We start from the raw sequence: 16355 nt of genomic DNA on the forward strand, positions 1-16355 counted from the left end.
GGCTGACGGCCTTAGGCCATGACACCCATGATGTCCGACTCCTTCATGATCAGGAGCTCTTCGTTGTCGATCTTGACCTCGGTGCCCGACCACTTGCCGAACAGCACGCGGTCGCCGACCTTGAGGTCGATCGGGATCAGCTTGCCGGCCTCGTCGCGGCCGCCGGGGCCGACGGCGACGACCTCGCCCTGGGACGGCTTTTCCTTGGCGGTGTCCGGAATGATGATGCCGCCCTTGGTCTTTTCCTCGGCGTCGATACGTTTGACCACGACACGGTCATGCAGCGGACGAAATTTGGATTTAGCCATGACGTTTCCCTTTGGAGGCTCGCTTCGGAAGGAATGGAAGTGGGTAGGGGCGGCGTCCGTCCACCCTCTTGCCGAGGATCGAACGGCGCGCTTAGCAATCGGGCTTTCCGAGTGCTAATAGTGCGCCCGGAAATATGGCTTGGCCGCGATCCTGTCAAGCAAGGGTGGTTAAGCGATTGGTGAGGCGGATATAGGATCGTGTCTAGAGAAACTTATTGGTCGCGCTGGCGTATAAAGGACGTCATTGCTCCGACAGCGGTTTTGCGCTTGGCTGCGGCAGGGATGCGGTCGGGGTCTTGTTTGGGGGACGGTTTGCTCGGGGGAATGTCATGATCAGTTCAGCTCACGCACGCACGGTTGCCAATCTGGTGGCCGCCTCCTGCCTGGCGCTGCTGCTTGGCGCCTGCGGCGGCGGTATGAGCCTGCCGTCCTTCTCGTCGTCGCCGCCGCCCGAGGCCGAGCCCGGCGCGGGTCCGGAAATGCCGGCGAGCATCCGCGCCGACGAGATCGTCGGCCGCTGGGGTCTCGCCTCGTTCCAGAACCCGGCCGACCGCGCCCGCACCGAGGCCGCGGCCCGGGCGCAGTGCAAGAACCCCTACGTGATCACCGCCGGTTCCTCCGGCGGCGTGATCATGCATCTCGCCGACCAGGCGACGCCGCAGGAGCTGCGGCTGAAGGGCTCGCCCAGCGGCAAGAATTACATCGGCCCGGCGGGTCCCACCCCCGGCGAGCAGGACCGCGAGATCGTCTCCTTCGACGGCCGCGTCCTGATCACCCGCTTCATCGACAAGGACGCCGCCACCCGCTACGGCAACATGGTCTACGTCCGCTGCGCGCCGAGGGCGTGATGATCTGACTTCCCCTCTCCCCTTGCGGGAGAGGGTGGCTCGCCGCGAAGCGGCGAGACGGGTGAGGGGTCTCTCTCCCCGAGTCCAACTCTCATTTGAATTCGCGGAAGCAACCCCTCATCCGGCGCTTCGCGCCACCTTCTCCCGCACGGGGAGAAGGAAGAAAGATCGCAGCAGCAACTCCAAAAACAAAAACGCCGGCTCCAGGGCCGGCGTTTTGTTTTTCTCTCTGCCGCGCCCGATCAGTCGAACAGCGCGTCGATGTCGTCCTGCGAGGCGTGGCCGACGTCGCCGGCGAGCTTGGGGCCGTTGAGGAGCTTTTCGTCCTCGCTGCGGGTGTCGGCCGGCGCGGGCACATGGGCCTTGATCGCGTCGACGCCGCCCCAGATCTCCATCATCGCATTGATGTGCTGCTCGATGAACTTCATCGTGGTCATGACCTTGCTGATGCGCTGGCCGGTCAGGTCCTGGAAGTTGCAGGCTTCGAAGATAGAGATGACGCGTTCCTGGATGTCGTCGGCGAGCCGCTTCTGCTGGTCGGCCGATTGCACCTTGGACATCGCGCTGGCCGCCTGGTCGATCGACTCGGCGGCTTCGAGGATCTGCTGGGTCGCCTGCTCGGTGCCGCCGACGACCGCGCCGAGCTCGCCATTGACCTTGGCCATCTCGCCGCCGTCAAAGCTCTTGCCGTGCAGCGTCGCGATCTCGCGCTTGGTGCGATCGATGGCGTCGTGGATGAGGTCCAGCTCGACCTTCAGCTTCTCGCACTGCTCGATCTGCGCCCGGTAGGTATCGAGCATGGTACGAGCCTCGGAGAGCTCGTGGGCAGTGGAGGCATCGATCGCCGCCATGGCCGCGCTGCCGGACAAGGGCACAGTGCCCTTCGCCATCTGTGCGCGGATCGCACGCAGCTCCGCCATGATCTCGTTGTGCATCGGCGCAGCCTCCTCAATCATTTCGGGGCTGGGCATCTCGCCGACAATAGCCTCTTCGACACGAAAACGTTTGCGGTGAATAGCCATCAGGAACTCCCCCCACCTCACTCACGCGTCTTTGTAGGCAGAAGCGATTTAACACGAGGTTCACAGCGGGAACTGTTGAGCGGCCGCACGCGACGCCACGAAAAGAAGCGATTAACCATGGAGCTGCGGCGTTCATCGAAAATAAACGCTGATCGCCAAATTGCACCCTCGCTCGCGACGTGGTGAATCGAAACGGCTGATACGTTTACCAAACAAAACGGCTTTTGCTCTTTATTGACCACGTCGCGGTCGCCGATCAGCCATCGGCTCTGCACGACGCGTGTGATCTAGACGAAACAGTACAGAGTACGTCGATGTTCAAGAAAATGTCTGTCGCGCTGCTCGGCAGCGCTTGCACCTTCATTGCCGGCGCGAGCAGCGCCAGCGCCTTCGACAACAGTGTGCCGAATGATCCGCCTGCGGTGCTCTACCAGCCGCGGGTGCCGCCGGCGCCGGTGCGCGTCGCCTCCAATGCGAACATGGGCGGCGGCTTCATCGAGTTCCTGTTCGGTGACGGTCCCGGCCGCGGCCCGGCCTACGCGCCGCAGCAGCCGGTCTATCAGCAGCAGCCCGGCTATTACGACCAGCGCCGCTTGCCGCCAATGGGCGAGCCGCAGATGCAGGGTGGATATCAGCAAGGCGCAGGGCTCCAGCAGGAGGCGGTCGATCCGCGCCAGCGTCCGTTCGATCCGAGATTCGAGAAGCAATCCGTCGACTATAGCGGCAAGGAAGCTGCCGGCACCATCGTGGTCGATACGCCGAACAAGTTCCTCTATCTGGTCGAGGGCAACGGCCGGGCGGTGCGCTACGGCATCGGCGTCGGCCGTCCCGGCTTCACCTGGTCCGGCGTGAAGTCGATCACGGCCAAGCGCGAATGGCCGGACTGGACGCCGCCGGCGGAAATGATCGCGCGCCGGCCCGACCTGCCGCGGCACATGGAAGGCGGCCCGGAAAACCCGCTCGGCGCGCGCGCAATGTATCTGGGCTCGACGCTCTACCGCATCCACGGCTCCAACGAGCCCTGGACCATCGGCACCAACGTCTCCTCAGGCTGCATCCGCATGCGCAACGAGGACGTCATCGACCTCTACGGCCGCGTCAATGTCGGCACCAAGGTCGTGGTGATGTGATCGCCTGACGCTCGACATGAAAACGGCCGCCTTCCGGGCGGCCGTTTTTGTTTGTCGCGCTGATCGGGCAGCCTCACGCGTAGTCGCTGCCGCCATCGTCTCCGCCGCCGAAATCGCTGTCGTCGTCGGCCATGTCCATATTGCCGTTGTCGTCGTCGTTGTCGTCGTAGTTCTGATCGTTGTTGTTGTCCCGGTCGTTCGACGCCTGGTCGGTGAAGCCCTGGCGGGAGTCCCGGTTCGAGCCGATGTCGTTGACGCCGGCGTCGCGGGCGAGCGAACCGCCGGACTGGTCGCTGCCGCCCCACGGACTGCTGCCACCGCGCTCCTCGATGATCGTGGTGTCGCCAAAAGCCTGCTGGTGCGATCCGCCCATCATGCCGCGGATGCTGGAGAGCAGCAGCGAGCCGCCGACGACACCGGCCGCGGCGGCCGCCGCGGTGCCGAGGAACGAGCCGCCGCCACCGCCCATCGGCGGGGCGCCATAGCCCTGACCCGGAGCTTGACCCGGACCTTGGCCGTAGGCCTGTCCATAAGGAGGCGGCGCGCCGTAGCCCGGCTGCGTCTGCGGCATCGCCTGACCGGTGTTCCAGACCGGCCGCTGCTCACGCGGCGGCACGTTCGGAACCGAGCCGCGCGAGGGGCCTCCGCCGAACAAGCTATCGCGCATGGTATCGAGGAAGCCGCCGGACTGCGCCTGCTCGGGCGCATGGGCCGCTTCCAGCTCCTGGATACGGTTATGAGCACGCTTCAGCGCTTCGTCCTGCAATAGCGTGGTCTGCACCAGTGCGTAGACCGCGCCGGGCGCCTTGCGCAGCCCGTCGGAAATCGCGGCGATCGCGTCGGGATCGCGCGGTGCATTTTCCAGTTTCGAAAGCCGGTCGAAAAGCTCGTCAACGAGCTGGCGTTCCTGCGGCGTCATGATCCGTCTCCCTCGCGCGAAACAATCGCAATCGGGATGTAGGGTTCCATTGTGGCCCCAACAGTGCCGGCCGGATTAAATTTCGGTATGCGACAAGCTGCCCAGCGGCTTGCTTTCCGCCGGGTTCACCCCAGCGTGACGCCGCTGTCGGCCAGCAGGCGCGCAAACCCATCGCCCGAGAGATAAGCGTGCTCGCGTTCGCGGACGTCGGTCATCGGATCGAGCCCGGCGAGGATGTCGTCGACGAAGCCGGGGTGGCACATCACGAGGCCGCCATCGGGGAGGCCTTCCAGAAACTGCCGCATCAACGCGCCGAAATCGGCCTCGCGGGTGAAATCATAGGCGCCGGCGAAGCCGGGATTGAAGCTGAGGCCGGCGCTGGCGGCGCGGCGGCGGAATTGTGCGCTCAGGATATCGAGCACCATGGCTTTTGGTGAGGCCAGCCGCTGCGCGAGCGGCAGGTCGCGCCCGCCCTGGCGGACCCAGGCTTTCGGCGCGGCTTCGCTGACCGCATCGACAAAGCCGTCGCGCACCTGCGGATAGAGCTGCACATGCTGGTGGCCGTCGACGAAGTCAGGCGCGCGTCCGAACGCCTCCGCGAACGCTGCCAGCTGCGCCTTGACCTCATTGCGAAAGAATTCGCGGTCGAGCCGGCGTGCAAGGCCGGCGCGCAGCAGCTTCGGGAACGGCATGAACATGTCGCCGTCCAGCGGTCGGAAATGCATGGTGAGCGGCCGGAACGGCGCCGACAATGTCACGTGCAAGCCGATCGCGCAGCGCGGGCTCGCTTTCGCGGCCGTCTGGAGCGCCTCGATCTCGCCGCGCTCGATCGCCGGTCCCACCATCATCACCGAGGTGGCATTGAGACGGCCGCGTTCGATCAGGTCGCGGATGGCGCGATTGACGCCCGGGCTGATGCCGTAATCGTCGGCGCAGAGCCAGATCCGCCGCAGGCCCGCGGCCGCGCTCATTCGGCGGCCGTCCTCTTCGAGGCGTCGTCGGCCTTCCCGGTCTCGAAATGCTTTTCGCTGTGCTCGGCGACGAAGTAGATCGGGCGCGCCTTCAGCTCGGACAGGATCTTGCCGATATATTCGCCGACGATGCCGATCATGATGAGCTGCACGCCGCCGATGGTCATCAGGCCGATCACGAGCGAGGGATAGCCGGGCACCTGCTTGCCCGTGGTCCAGACCTCCCAGAGGATCGAGAGGCCGAACAGGAAGGCGCCGCCGGCGAGGATCACGCCGAGCAGGCTGGCGAAGCGCAGCGGTGCCACCGAGAACGAGGTCACCCCTTCGATCGAAAGACCGAGCAGGCGCGCGGCGCTGAAGGTGGTCACGCCATGGGTGCGCGGCGCGGGCTCGTAATCGACCCGGATCTGGCGGAAGCCGATCCAGCTCGCAAGGCCCTTGAAGAAGCGGTTGCGCTCCGGCAGCTGCCTGAGTGCTGCGACCGCGCGCGGCGACAGCAGGCGGAAGTCGCCGGCGTCTTCAGGGATCTTCTGGCGCGCGCCCCAATTGATCAGCGAATAGAACCCGCGCACGGCGACGCGGCGCAGGAAGGGCTCGTTGTCGCGATGGGCCTTGGCGGTATAGACGACGTCATAGCCGTCCTCGATCCAGTGCCGCACCAGCTGTTCGACCAGGGCCGGCGGATGCTGGCCGTCGCCGTCCATGAACATGACGGCGCCGAGCCGGGCATGGTCGAGGCCGGCCATCAGCGCGGCTTCCTTGCCGAAATTGCGCGACAGCGACACCACCTGAACGTCGACCGCGTCGGCCGGTAGCGACCGGGCGATCGAGAGCGTCGCGTCCGCGCTGCCGTCGTCGACATAGACGACCTCGCAGCCGAGGCGATAGCGCTGCCGCAGCGTCTTGGCGAGATCGCAGATGCGCTGGTGCAGGACGGCGAGGCCCGCCGCCTCGTTGTAGACGGGGACGACAATCGACAACCCCTTCGCGGCGGCACTGGCCGCGGTGGTCGTCATGCCGGAAACGTCAGAGCCCAGCGTCATTGATCAAGGTTCCAGAGGCGTCCATGGTTCTCAACAGCATATGGTAGCTGCCGTTTGCTGTCGCTACGCTGAACGAACCTGAGGCTCACCGCCGCAGGAATGCCTCGAGCTTGGCGAACAGCGGGTTCTCCCGGTCGAACACATAGTCGAGCGAAACCACCGAGACGGTCTCGGCGCCATGCTCGCGCAGGAAGCTCGCCAGCGCATAGAGTTGACCCGGCGGACAGTGCAGCGTCAGCATGCCCGACGAGGTCGGTCCGCCGAACGGGGCCTCGACGCCGAAGCGCTCATGGGCTTCGCCGAGCAGGGCGGCGTCGCATTGCTGGAAGCGGGTGCGCACCTCGCGGTATTTGTTGGCCCGCGCCCGTGCTGCGATGTGATCGAGGATGACGCGCGCGGTCTCCCGCGCCTGCGGCGACCAGTCGGCATCCTTCGAGGCGACCAGATTGGCCTGGCTGCGCAGGATCACGCCGTCGTCGAGCACCCGCAAGCCGTTGGCGGCGAGCGTCGCGCCGGTCGTGGTGATGTCGACGATCAGCTCGGCGCTGCCGGCCGCCGGCGCGCCTTCGGTCGCGCCCGCGCTTTCGACGATGCGGTAATCGGTGATGCCGTGGCTCTGGAAGAAGGTGCGGGTGAGGTTGATGAACTTGGTCGCGACCCGCATCCGCATGTGATGCTGCTCGCGGAAGCCGGTGGTGACGTCGTCGAGGTCGGCCATGGTGCGGACGTCGATCCACGCCTGCGGCACCGCGACGACGACATCGGCATTGCCGAAGCCGAGCCCGTCGATCAGGGACACGCGCTTGTCGGCATCCGCGATGTTCTCGCGCACCAGGTCTTCGCCGGTGACGCCGAGATGCGCGAAGCCGCGCGACAGTTGAGAGGCGATCTCGCTCGCCGAGAGATAGGCGACCTCGACATTGTCGAGGCCATCGAGCGTGCCGCGATAGTCGCGCGCGCCGCCGGCCTTCGACAGCTTGAGCCCGGCGCGGGCGAAGAACGCCTCGGTGTTTTCCTGCAGGCGGCCCTTGGAGGGAACGGCCAGGACGAATGGCGCGCTCATGACTTAAGCTCCCACCTTGCGACCGATCCGGGTCAGCGCGTCGACCCAGACCGAGAAGCCGACCGCGGGGATCGGCTCGGCCGATCCGAGCTGGGTCATCAGCCCGTCATAGCGGCCGCCGGCAACCAGCGGCTCGGCGCCGTTGCCCCTGTGATGCAGCTCGAATTCGAAGCCGGTGTAATAGTCGAGGCCGCGTCCGAACGCGGTCGAAAAGCGCGTCTGCTTCACGTCGATGCCGCGCGCGGCCATGAAGCCGACCCGGCTTTCGAACTGGTCGACGGCAGCGCTGAGGTCGAGCTTCGCGTCCGTGGTGAGCGCGCGGAGCTCGGCGACGGCATCGTCGGGATTGCCTGCGATCGACAGGAAACGCTTGAGCACGGCGATCGCCTCGCGCGGCAGCGCGCCGCCCTTCAGCGTCGACTGCTCGAGGAAACGGTCGGCGATCTCGGCCGTGGTGCGGCCCCCGACATTGGTGGTGCCGGCGATCGACATCAGATCGGTGACGAAGGCGAGCGCCGCCTTGCGGTCGGAGCCGGCGAGCGCGGCGAGCACACCCTCATATTCGCTGCGGGTCGCGGTCGTCGCGGCCGCCAGCTTCTCCAGATCTTTTTCCAGGCTGATCTTGCGGTTGAAATCCTTGACCAGGCGGCGGCGCCACACCGGATAGAGGTCGAGCGCATCGAGCAGGGCGTTGAACAGCGCCACGTCGCCGGTGCGGATCTCGACATCGCGGACACCGAAGGCGGCGGTCGCTTCCAGCGCCAGCGCCAGCATCTCGGCGTCGGCCGCGGCGCGGTCCTGGCGGCCGAACGATTCGATGCCGGCCTGAAGAAACTCGCTGGCCTGGCCGCTGCGGTAGCGGAACACCGGGCCGAGATAGCTGAACCCGGCCGGCTGGCCGGCGCGGCTGGAGGCGAGGTAGTCGCGGGCGACGGGAATGGTCAGGTCCGGGCGCAGGCAGAGCTCCTCGCCGGACAGGTCCGTCGTCAGATACAGGCTCTTGCGGATGTCCTCGCCGGAGAGGTCCAGGAACGGCTCGGCCGGTTGCAGGATCGCGGGCTCGGCCCTGACATAGCCGGCCTGCGCGAACGACAAGAGCAGCGTATCCGCCCAAGCGGCGGAGCCGGCAGCATTTGAGGTGGCAGTCGCGGTCATAACAGGGGTCCATCGTCCCGGCGGAACCGGGCAGGGCTAAGGGGAGGCGAATTGGCGCAGGCCTTAGCATGGCGCGAAAGCGGTTTCGACCTCCAAAGGATCAATCGCTTAACGGCTTTGGAGGTCGGACGCAGCCATCTGTCAGAAAGTATTCTAGGTATTTTAATACCTGGAGCGGGAGGGGCTTGGCTTTCATTCAGTCCGGCCAGGGCGATCCCTGGGCGCATCGCCAAGCGATGCATCGGTCGAGGCGAAGGCAAGCCCTGCGGTTTCGGAGGCGGCGTGATCTGCGAGCTCCTCGGCAAGCTCGAGAATTCTCTGCCTCCTGCTCGGGTCCCTTATGCCGAGAAATGCCTTGATGAGCCCGAACTCCTCGCGTCGCCACCTGTCCGATGCAATATCGTCGTCCATGGCCATGTCGTCCCGCGCGACAGCCTCATTGCCCGTCGCTGATTTTGTCCGCGCATGCGACTCAATGCAGCAACCGCAAGCTCGACGTCACATTGAGAAATTGAGGAGGACAGGCAAGTCGTCGCATACTCATATTGGGTATGGCGGATGATCCGTTTGCTGCTGCCTTCGTTTACAATGTGAATATTGGTTTCGATTCATGCGCAATGCATCAGATGTTATCCGGACGGTCTCGCGGCACACTCTGGCCTATATGCTGTTTTCGATCAGCGAGCTGTTCCGGCACTACGACGAATTCGATCCGCTGGACCTGCTGATCGTTCATGCGATTCTCAACGCGAACGTCATCAATGTGATGAACGATCCATCTCTGGACGAGAGATTCTCCAGCATTCACGCGGTCGAGCCGGATGCGATCAAGCAAGGGGTGTCCCGCGCGGCGCTCTCTCGCTTCCTCAGCCTGCCGCTCGAGACGGTTCGCCGTCGCGTGACGGGACTTAAAAGACGAAAGATTCTCGCCGAAACCAAGGCCGGGCTCATCGTGACCGAGCAGAACGCATTCAGGTTTGGAAACAATCACGAACTGCAGAAGACTAACATGCTGCTGCTCACAAAACTGCTTCGCGATCTCAAGCGCGCCGGCATCAATGGTCCGGATGATCTGCGTGCCCCCAATGGCACTGCATCGACAAGGAAGGCGAAGTAAGCGGCAGGATATGGATCAAGGCCTTTTCGATACTGCTGGCGATGGAGCGCAAAGAACAGCATTAGACGGCTTGCTGTCGTTCCAGGGTCTCAAGCCATCCGCGGCTCTCGAGCTCCAATCGTACGACATCGATCATTTCGGAGAGAGTGAGAGATATGCCGGCGCATCCAGCATGCCGCTGTCGGCCGGGGCGACTGCAATCAAGCGCGCCCGGCTCAGCCTGCCGGTCCTGACGCTGTCTTTGGTGAAGACCTTCCCGCGGATCATCCGCGGTTATGATCTGGCGCACGCCATCGCGGTGGCGGTGCCGATGGACCATGTAACCTCCACCCGCATCAACGGGCAATCAATTGGCAGCTCGATACTCGTTCTCAAGGGGAGATCCGATTGCCTGGTCTATGAGCCGGCAGGGCGTTTGTGGGCTGTCGCCTATTTCAGCCTGCCCGAGCGCGAGCCCTGGTCTCAGCTGGATGACGGCTATCATTTGCTGAGCCCGGCATCGGACGTACTTGCCTCCCTGCATCGCTCGATTTCCACGACGCTTGAAACCGCTGCACATGATCCAGACTTCCTGAACGAGCCGACGTCGCGAACGGCGGTCGAACAATCCCTGTTCGTCACAATGGATGCTGCGATTCGGTCCAACGCGAATCGCGGGCCCATGCACTCCACGACGGACAGCTATCAGCGGATCGTCGCAGAGATGGAACGATTGATCCGCCACGACCTCGCGATCTGGCACAAGACGACCGAACTGGCGGAGCGGGTGGGCGTGTCCGTTCGGACCCTCCAGAGTGCGACGCAGGCCATCTGCGGCATGAGCCCTCATCGCTACAGCCGGGTCTTGCGCCTCTGGTCGGTGCGAAAGCAGCTGCGCACCGGCCCGGCTCGCCGCAGTGTGAAGGCCTGCGCAATCGGCCATGGCTTCTGGCATCTGAGCGAGTTCGCAGCGAGCTACAGGGCGGCTTTCGGAGAGCTCCCGTCCGAGACCCTGCATCGGTCGAAGCGAGAGGTTATCTAGAGCGCGAACCTGTAGAGCCGCCGCGCGCGAATCGACGTTAGGTTTGCTTGGCTAGGTTTGGTTAGGCGCGGTCCCAATCGCCCAGCACTGCCTGCACCAGCGCCAGGGCCGCCACCGCGGCCGTGTCGGCCCGCATGATCCGGGGTCCCAGCGCCAGCCGCAGGATTTTCGGCTGCCGCAGCAGCAGGGCGCGCTCCTCCTCGGCAAAGCCGCCTTCGGGGCCGATCAGCACGTCGATGCCAATTCTGCCTTGGTCAAGTCCGGCCGCGCGGGCCTTCTCCAGGCTCCGAATGGGGCTTTGGACCTCCGCCGCCTCATCGCAGAAGATGAGCAGCCGGTCGGGAGGGCGCTGACTGAGATACCGGTCCAGCGGCACCGGCTCGGCCACCGTCGCGATGCTCAGGATGCCGCATTGCTCGGCAGCCTCGACGACATTGGCACGCATCCGCTCGGTGTTGACCCGGGAGGCCTGGGTGAAGCGGGTCAGGACCGGCTGAAGCGTGGCGGCGCCCATTTCGATGGCCTTCTGGACCATGTAATCGAGCCGGGCATGCTTGAGCGGCGCGAAGACGTAAGCGAGCTCGGCCAGCCGGTCCTGGGGCCGGGTCTGCTGGAGGATGACGAGGCCGTCCGGCCGCTTGCGGCCTTCGATCGCGGCCTGCCACTCGCCGTCGCGGCCGTTGAACGCCAAAACCTCGGCCCCGGCGGCAAGCCGCAGCACATTGCCGAGATAATTGCTCTGGTCGCGGTCGAGCGGAACCCTGGCGTCCTGGGCAAGGGGGACGTCGACAAACAGGCGGGGGGCACGAAAATCGTGGGAGGGCATCGTTCAAAGGTCCAATTTGTCGCCGTTATTAACCGAAAGCCGCCATTTCGGGGGTAAATATTGCCGAATCGGTGCGTCGGCGCGCCGCGCTCTTGCCCTATTCGGCGGGTTGTTAAGGGCCGGCGGGAATCGTAAAATCGCGAGCACGCTGGTTGCGCTTCAATTGAGAAGACGCCGAGCCCCGTAAGCTCCTGCCGGAGAGACTGCCTTGATGATCCGTCATTTGATGGTTCCGATCACTGCCGCCATGGTCACCTTGGGCGCCGCGGGCGCCCACGCGCAGGGCTTCCCTGCGCCGCTGCCTGGCCAAGCCCCAACCAGTTCCGCGTTTCCGCCCGTGAATGGCTCGGCACCGACTGCTTCGGTCGGTGCAGCGCCCCAAGGATCGTTTCCCGTCAACGGCGCCGCGCCCGTCGGTGGCGCGGGTGCCTTCAGCGCCGCCCCGCCGACGCAAGGCGGTCCCGGCGAGGACTGCATGAAGGCGTTCATGCCTCTGCGCGAGGAAGCCGAGAAGCGCGGCAAGCTGATCAAGGCGGCAAGCGACCGTCACGCCCCGCCGGACGAGGCCTGCAAGCTGATCCGCAATTTCAGCCAGGCTGAGTCCAAGATGATCAAGTACATCGAGGCCAACGCGGCGAAGTGCGGGATTCCGGCGCAGGTCAGCGCGCAGATGAAGGACGGCCACAAGAACACCGAGGCCATGTCGACGAAGGTCTGCAACGTCGCGCAGCAGATGCAGAACCAGCCGCGCGGTCCGGCCGGTCCGTCGCTGAGCGAGGTGCTGGGCTCGGGCTCTGCGCCTGAAGCCAATGCCGGCAAGAAGGGCGGCAGCACCTTCGATACGCTCAACGGCAACGTCCTCACCCGATGAGTGATACATCCGCCCGCGTTGCCGATTCCACCGGCAACTGGGTCGATACGCTCGCGCCGCAATGGGCGCGGCCCTATTTGCGCCTGTCCCGCTTCGATCGTCCGATCGGCTCCTGGCTTCTGTTGATGCCGTGCTGGTGGTCGGCGGCACTCGCCGCCGGCATGGCGCATGATGTCCGCGGCCTGCCGCTCACCATCGCGCTGTTCTTCATCGGCGCCTTCGTGATGCGCGGAGCAGGCTGCACCTGGAACGACATCACCGACCGCGATCTCGACGACAAGGTCGAGCGCACCCGCTCGCGGCCGTTGCCGTCGGGCCAGGTGACCACGAAGCAGGCGCTGGCCTTCATGGTCGCGCAGGCGCTGACCGGTCTCGTGGTGCTGCTGCAATTCAACCGCTTCGCGGTCCTGACCGGCATCGCCTCGCTTTTGATCGTCGCGATCTATCCCTTCATGAAGCGCATCACCTGGTGGCCGCAGATCGTGCTCGGCCTCGCCTTCTCCTGGGGCGCGCTGATGGGATTTGCCGTCACCTTCGGCCGCATCGAATTGACCGCGCTGGTGCTCTATGCCGGATCGATTTCGTGGGTGATCGGCTATGACACGATCTATGCGCATCAGGACGCCGAGGACGACGCGCTGATCGGCATCAAGTCCACCGCGCGGCTGTTCGGCGCGCACACGCACCAGGCGCTGATCCTGTTCTACGGGCTTGCGGTGATGTTGATCGGCGTCGCGCTGGCCTCAGGCGATGCGCGCTGGCCGGCCTGGCTCGGGCTTGCCGCGTTCGCGGTGCATCTGGCGTCGCAGATCGTGCGGCTGGATATCAGCGACCCCTTGCTCTGCAAGCGCCTGTTCTACTCGAACAAGTATGCCGGCTTCCTGCTGTTTGCGGGATTGCTGGTCGACGCTGTGATGCGGGCGGCGTAGCTGTCGTAGGGTGGGCAAAGGCGCTCTTGCGCCGTGCCCACCATCTTTCCGAGATTGAGATAAAAAAGGTGGGCACGCTTTCGCTTTGCCCACCCTGCGGCACCGTGCTTGCCGTTCAATCCCGCGCGATGATCTCGCGCTCTTCGCGATGAACCGACAGTTCGCGCGTCATGGCGGTGCGCCGGCGCATCAAAAATTTCGGACGGCGGGCGCGGATCGCGTTGGCGCGGCGACGGCGCGGCGTGGGGTTGCGGGCGCCTTCGTCGAGTTGTGGAAGCGCGAACAGTTCGCTCCAAATCGCCCATGCCTCGGCGAGCTCGTCGCCATCGCTGCTGACCAGCAGCGGAACGGACAGCGAGGGATCGCGATGCACGAGGACGAGGGTCTGCGCCTCGTCATTGCCGCGCAACGCAACGCCGGTGAAGTCGCTGACGCGGACGTTGATCGCCATCTGCATGCCGCGAACGGCACGGCGCAGCACGACACGCTCGCGATGAAGCTCGATCTGCCTGGTGTACCCGTCGGCGCGCGGATCGTGCGCATCGAAGCGGACCGGAAGGGAAAGAGGGTCGAGCCGCAAGCTGCGGCCCGACCCGGCGGGAGCGATCCCGCTTGTTGCTGTTTGACGCCTCACGGCTTTAGTTCTCCCCGCCGGGATTATGTTCCCGGTCGATGCGAGGACCTTAGCGCGCGCCGTTCCGAAACCACTTAAGAAGGCTGGTTAATCCAGCGTCACCACGGCTCATGATTGACAAGACCTTGGCACGCATGATTGACGAGACGTTGCGCTGGACTTGCGAATCTGAGCTTTTTGCGGGCTGAAAACGCTTGAAGTCCGTACCAATTGGGCACATCTGGTGTTCAGGGCCGGTATCGCCCCGAAACCTCCCGCCGCAACAGGATTTCGTTTGTGAACCCTTCACCAAGCTCGACGCTTTCGCCCCAGGATTCGTCCAAAGCCAATCGCGACCTGTTCGATCAGTCCGCGCTCTCCGATCTCGCGCAGCGGCTGGTCGAGGCGGCCAAGCGCGCCGGTGCGGATGCGGCCGATGCGGTCGCCGTGCGCGGCGTCTCGCAGGGCGTCGAGGTGCGTGACGGGCGCGTCGAGGAATCCGAACGCTCCGAGGGCGATGATGTCGGCCTGCGCGTGCTGGTCGGCCAGCGCCAGGCGGTGGTCTCGACCAACGACGTCAGCGGCGATGCCGTGACCAAGCTTGCCGAGCGCGCGGTTGCGATGGCGCGCGTCGCACCCGACGACAAATATGTCGGCCTCGCCGATCCCGCGCTGCTCGCGCGCGACTTCCCCGATCTCGATCTGCTCGATCCCGACGTGCCCGCGACCTCCGAGCTCGAGCGCCGCGCGCTCGAAGCCGAGGCTGCCGCGCTCGCCGTCAAGGGCGTGACCAAGTCCGGCGGCGCCTCCGCCTCCGCCGGCATGGGCGGCATGGTGCTCGTCACCAGCACCGGCTTCCATGGTTCTTATTTGCGTTCCAGCCAGGGCATTTCGGCGACCGCGATATCGGGCGAAGGCACCGGCATGGAGCGTGATTACGACTTCACCTCGGCGCCGCACGGCGCCGATCTCCTGTCGCCGGAAGTCGTCGGCCGTTCCGCCGGCGAGCGCACCGTGGCGCGTTCCAATCCGCGCAAGGTCGAGACCTGCAAGGTGCCGGTCGTGTTCGATCCGCGCGTCGCGGGCTCGCTGGTCGGCCACGTCGTCGGTGCCATCAACGGCGCCTCGATCGCACGCAAGACCAGCTTCCTGAAGGACAAGCTCGGTCAGCAGCTGTTCGCCAAGAACATCCGCATCATCGACGATCCCCTGCGCAAGCGCGGCCTGCGCTCGCAGACCTTCGATGCCGAAGGCGTCGCGGTGAAGAAGATCGCGCTGGTCGACGAGGGCGTGCTGACGACCTGGCTGCTCGACTGCGCGACCGCACGCGAGCTCGGCCTCACCACCACCGGCCACGCCCATCGCGGCGTCTCGTCCTCGCCGTCGCCGGGGCCGTACAATCTGCATCTCGAACCGGGCACGCCGACCCCGGCCGAGCTGATCGCCGACATCAAGCAGGGCTTCTACGTCACCGACCTGATCGGCTCCGGCGTCAACGGCGTCACCGGCGATTACAGCCGCGGCGCCTCGGGCTTCTGGATCGAGAATGGCGAGCTGACCTACCCCGTCAGCGAGGTCACGATCGCGGGCCATCTGTTCGAGATCTTCAAGTCGATGCAACCGGCGAACAATCTCGAGTTCCGCTACGGCATCAATGCGCCGACGGTGCGCATCGAGGGTTTGACGCTTGGCGGACGCTGACGCGCATGCAACGGACGAAACCATCCTGACGCGCGAGGCGGCGCTGCTGCAGGACGCGGTGCGGGAGGCAGGCAGCCTCGCGCAGTCGATGTTTCGCACCGAATTGAGGAAGTGGACCAAGGGCGCGTCTTCGCCGGTGTCGGAAGCCGACATTGCCGTCAACGACCTGCTCGAAGCGCGCCTGCGCGCGGCGACGCCCGATTATGGCTGGCTGTCCGAGGAGAGCGCCGACGACGAGGTGCGGCTGTCGCGGCGGCGGACCTGGGTGGTCGATCCCATCGACGGCACCCGCAATTATCTCGGCGGCCATGACGAATGGTGCGTCAGCGTCGCGCTGGTCGAGGATGCCTCGCCGGTGCTGGCTGCGGTGTTCGCGCCCGCAACCGGCGAGTTCTTCTTCGCGGCCCGCGGGCAGGGCACGACGCTCAATGGCAAAGCCGTGCGGGCGGCGTCCGGATCCGCGCTCGACTTCTCCCGCGTCGCCGGCCCGAAGCCGATGGTCGAGCGGCTCAATACGGCCGGCGGCGACATCAAGCTGCATCCGCGAATCGGTTCGCTCGCGCTGCGCCTGTGCCGGGTCGCCGATGGCGTGCTGGATGCGGCTTTTGCCGGGGGCAACAGCCATGATTGGGACCTTGCGGCGGCCGATTTGATCGTGCAGGAAGCGGATGGTAGGATGAGCGACCTCTCCGGAGATCCCATCCTCTATAACCGCCGGGAAGTCACGCACGGGGTGCTGGTGGCAGCGGGTCGCGATCGTCATGCGGGCATCGTCGCGCATTTTCGAAATCGGCCCTTGCCCTGAGTGCATCCGCCGT

Annotated in this window: 18 protein-coding genes; 8 read left to right on the top strand and 10 right to left on the bottom strand. The window is 65.3% G+C overall.

Going from position 1 to position 16355, the window contains the following annotated elements; genetic code table 11:
• Positions 1-11: 11 nt before the first annotated feature.
• Positions 12-308, bottom strand: a complete 297-nt coding sequence (locus BJ6T_RS08575) for a co-chaperone GroES (RefSeq protein ID WP_014491914.1) — start codon at positions 306-308, stop codon at positions 12-14.
• Between the two features lie 329 nt (positions 309-637).
• Here BJ6T_RS08575 and BJ6T_RS08580 point away from each other — a divergent pair, with 329 nt between their 5' ends.
• A complete protein-coding gene (locus BJ6T_RS08580; protein ID WP_014491915.1) occupies positions 638-1156 on the top strand; it encodes a hypothetical protein in 519 nt (172 codons plus the stop codon).
• Positions 1157-1398: 242 nt separating this feature from the next.
• Here the strand turns inward: BJ6T_RS08580 and BJ6T_RS08585 are convergent, their stop codons facing one another.
• A complete protein-coding gene (locus BJ6T_RS08585; protein WP_028157918.1) occupies positions 1399-2178 on the bottom strand; it encodes a protein phosphatase CheZ in 780 nt (259 codons plus the stop codon).
• A 314-nt stretch (positions 2179-2492) separates the two neighbouring features.
• On the opposite strand from BJ6T_RS08585, the gene BJ6T_RS08590 reads away from it, so the two are divergent.
• Complete coding sequence (locus tag BJ6T_RS08590) at positions 2493-3308, top strand: L,D-transpeptidase (protein ID WP_014491917.1); 816 nt, start codon at positions 2493-2495, stop codon at positions 3306-3308.
• A 73-nt stretch (positions 3309-3381) separates the two neighbouring features.
• Here the strand turns inward: BJ6T_RS08590 and BJ6T_RS08595 are convergent, their stop codons facing one another.
• The 6 genes from BJ6T_RS08595 to BJ6T_RS08620 form a co-directional block, all read right to left on the bottom strand.
• Positions 3382-4227 (bottom strand): DUF2076 domain-containing protein, encoded by an 846-nt coding sequence (locus BJ6T_RS08595; protein WP_014491918.1) that lies wholly within the window; start codon positions 4225-4227, stop codon positions 3382-3384.
• Between the two features lie 125 nt (positions 4228-4352).
• Positions 4353-5198, bottom strand: a complete 846-nt coding sequence (locus tag BJ6T_RS08600) for a ChbG/HpnK family deacetylase (protein ID WP_014491919.1) — start codon at positions 5196-5198, stop codon at positions 4353-4355.
• Positions 5195-6241: a glycosyltransferase family 2 protein gene (locus tag BJ6T_RS08605; protein ID WP_014491920.1), complete on the bottom strand. Its 1047-nt coding sequence runs from the start codon at positions 6239-6241 to the stop codon at positions 5195-5197. Before BJ6T_RS08605 ends, BJ6T_RS08600 begins: the two co-directional genes overlap by 4 nt.
• Before the next feature lie 85 nt (positions 6242-6326).
• Entirely contained in the window at positions 6327-7304 is a 978-nt protein-coding gene (gene hisG, locus BJ6T_RS08610; RefSeq protein WP_014491921.1) for an ATP phosphoribosyltransferase, read from the bottom strand.
• A 3-nt stretch (positions 7305-7307) separates the two neighbouring features.
• Complete coding sequence (locus tag BJ6T_RS08615; RefSeq protein WP_014491922.1) at positions 7308-8459, bottom strand: ATP phosphoribosyltransferase regulatory subunit; 1152 nt, start codon at positions 8457-8459, stop codon at positions 7308-7310.
• Positions 8460-8651: 192 nt separating this feature from the next.
• The gene (locus BJ6T_RS08620; protein ID WP_162131499.1) at positions 8652-8870 is read right to left on the bottom strand and encodes a hypothetical protein; all 219 of its coding nucleotides are present in this window, start codon (positions 8868-8870) and stop codon (positions 8652-8654) included.
• Between the two features lie 199 nt (positions 8871-9069).
• On the opposite strand from BJ6T_RS08620, the gene BJ6T_RS08625 reads away from it, so the two are divergent.
• Positions 9070-9576, top strand: coding sequence for a hypothetical protein (locus BJ6T_RS08625; protein ID WP_014491924.1), 507 nt, complete (start codon positions 9070-9072; stop codon positions 9574-9576).
• 70 nt (positions 9577-9646) lie between these two features.
• The gene (locus BJ6T_RS08630; RefSeq protein WP_240537955.1) at positions 9647-10597 is read left to right on the top strand and encodes a helix-turn-helix domain-containing protein; all 951 of its coding nucleotides are present in this window, start codon (positions 9647-9649) and stop codon (positions 10595-10597) included.
• A 61-nt stretch (positions 10598-10658) separates the two neighbouring features.
• Here BJ6T_RS08630 and BJ6T_RS08635 read toward each other — a convergent pair whose 3' ends face one another.
• Positions 10659-11423, bottom strand: coding sequence for a 16S rRNA (uracil(1498)-N(3))-methyltransferase (locus BJ6T_RS08635; RefSeq protein ID WP_014491926.1), 765 nt, complete (start codon positions 11421-11423; stop codon positions 10659-10661).
• Positions 11424-11634: 211 nt separating this feature from the next.
• On the opposite strand from BJ6T_RS08635, the gene BJ6T_RS08640 reads away from it, so the two are divergent.
• Together BJ6T_RS08640 and ubiA are read left to right on the top strand one after the other, a co-directional pair.
• Entirely contained in the window at positions 11635-12294 is a 660-nt protein-coding gene (locus BJ6T_RS08640; protein ID WP_014491927.1) for a hypothetical protein, read from the top strand.
• The gene (ubiA, locus tag BJ6T_RS08645) at positions 12291-13223 is read left to right on the top strand and encodes a 4-hydroxybenzoate octaprenyltransferase (protein WP_014491928.1); all 933 of its coding nucleotides are present in this window, start codon (positions 12291-12293) and stop codon (positions 13221-13223) included. Before BJ6T_RS08640 ends, ubiA begins: the two co-directional genes overlap by 4 nt.
• Before the next feature lie 115 nt (positions 13224-13338).
• Here the strand turns inward: ubiA and BJ6T_RS08650 are convergent, their stop codons facing one another.
• Entirely contained in the window at positions 13339-13857 is a 519-nt protein-coding gene (locus BJ6T_RS08650; RefSeq protein WP_028169923.1) for a DUF6101 family protein, read from the bottom strand.
• A gap of 276 nt (positions 13858-14133) precedes the next feature.
• Between BJ6T_RS08650 and BJ6T_RS08655 the strand changes: the two genes are divergently transcribed.
• Positions 14134-15537: a TldD/PmbA family protein gene (locus tag BJ6T_RS08655; protein WP_014491930.1), complete on the top strand. Its 1404-nt coding sequence runs from the start codon at positions 14134-14136 to the stop codon at positions 15535-15537.
• The gene (locus tag BJ6T_RS08660; RefSeq protein ID WP_014491931.1) at positions 15524-16342 is read left to right on the top strand and encodes a 3'(2'),5'-bisphosphate nucleotidase CysQ; all 819 of its coding nucleotides are present in this window, start codon (positions 15524-15526) and stop codon (positions 16340-16342) included. Before BJ6T_RS08655 ends, BJ6T_RS08660 begins: the two co-directional genes overlap by 14 nt.
• The last annotated feature ends 13 nt before the right edge of the window (positions 16343-16355 follow it).

This window comes from Bradyrhizobium japonicum USDA 6, from assembly GCF_000284375.1.
Taxonomy (GTDB): domain Bacteria; phylum Pseudomonadota; class Alphaproteobacteria; order Rhizobiales; family Xanthobacteraceae; genus Bradyrhizobium; species Bradyrhizobium japonicum.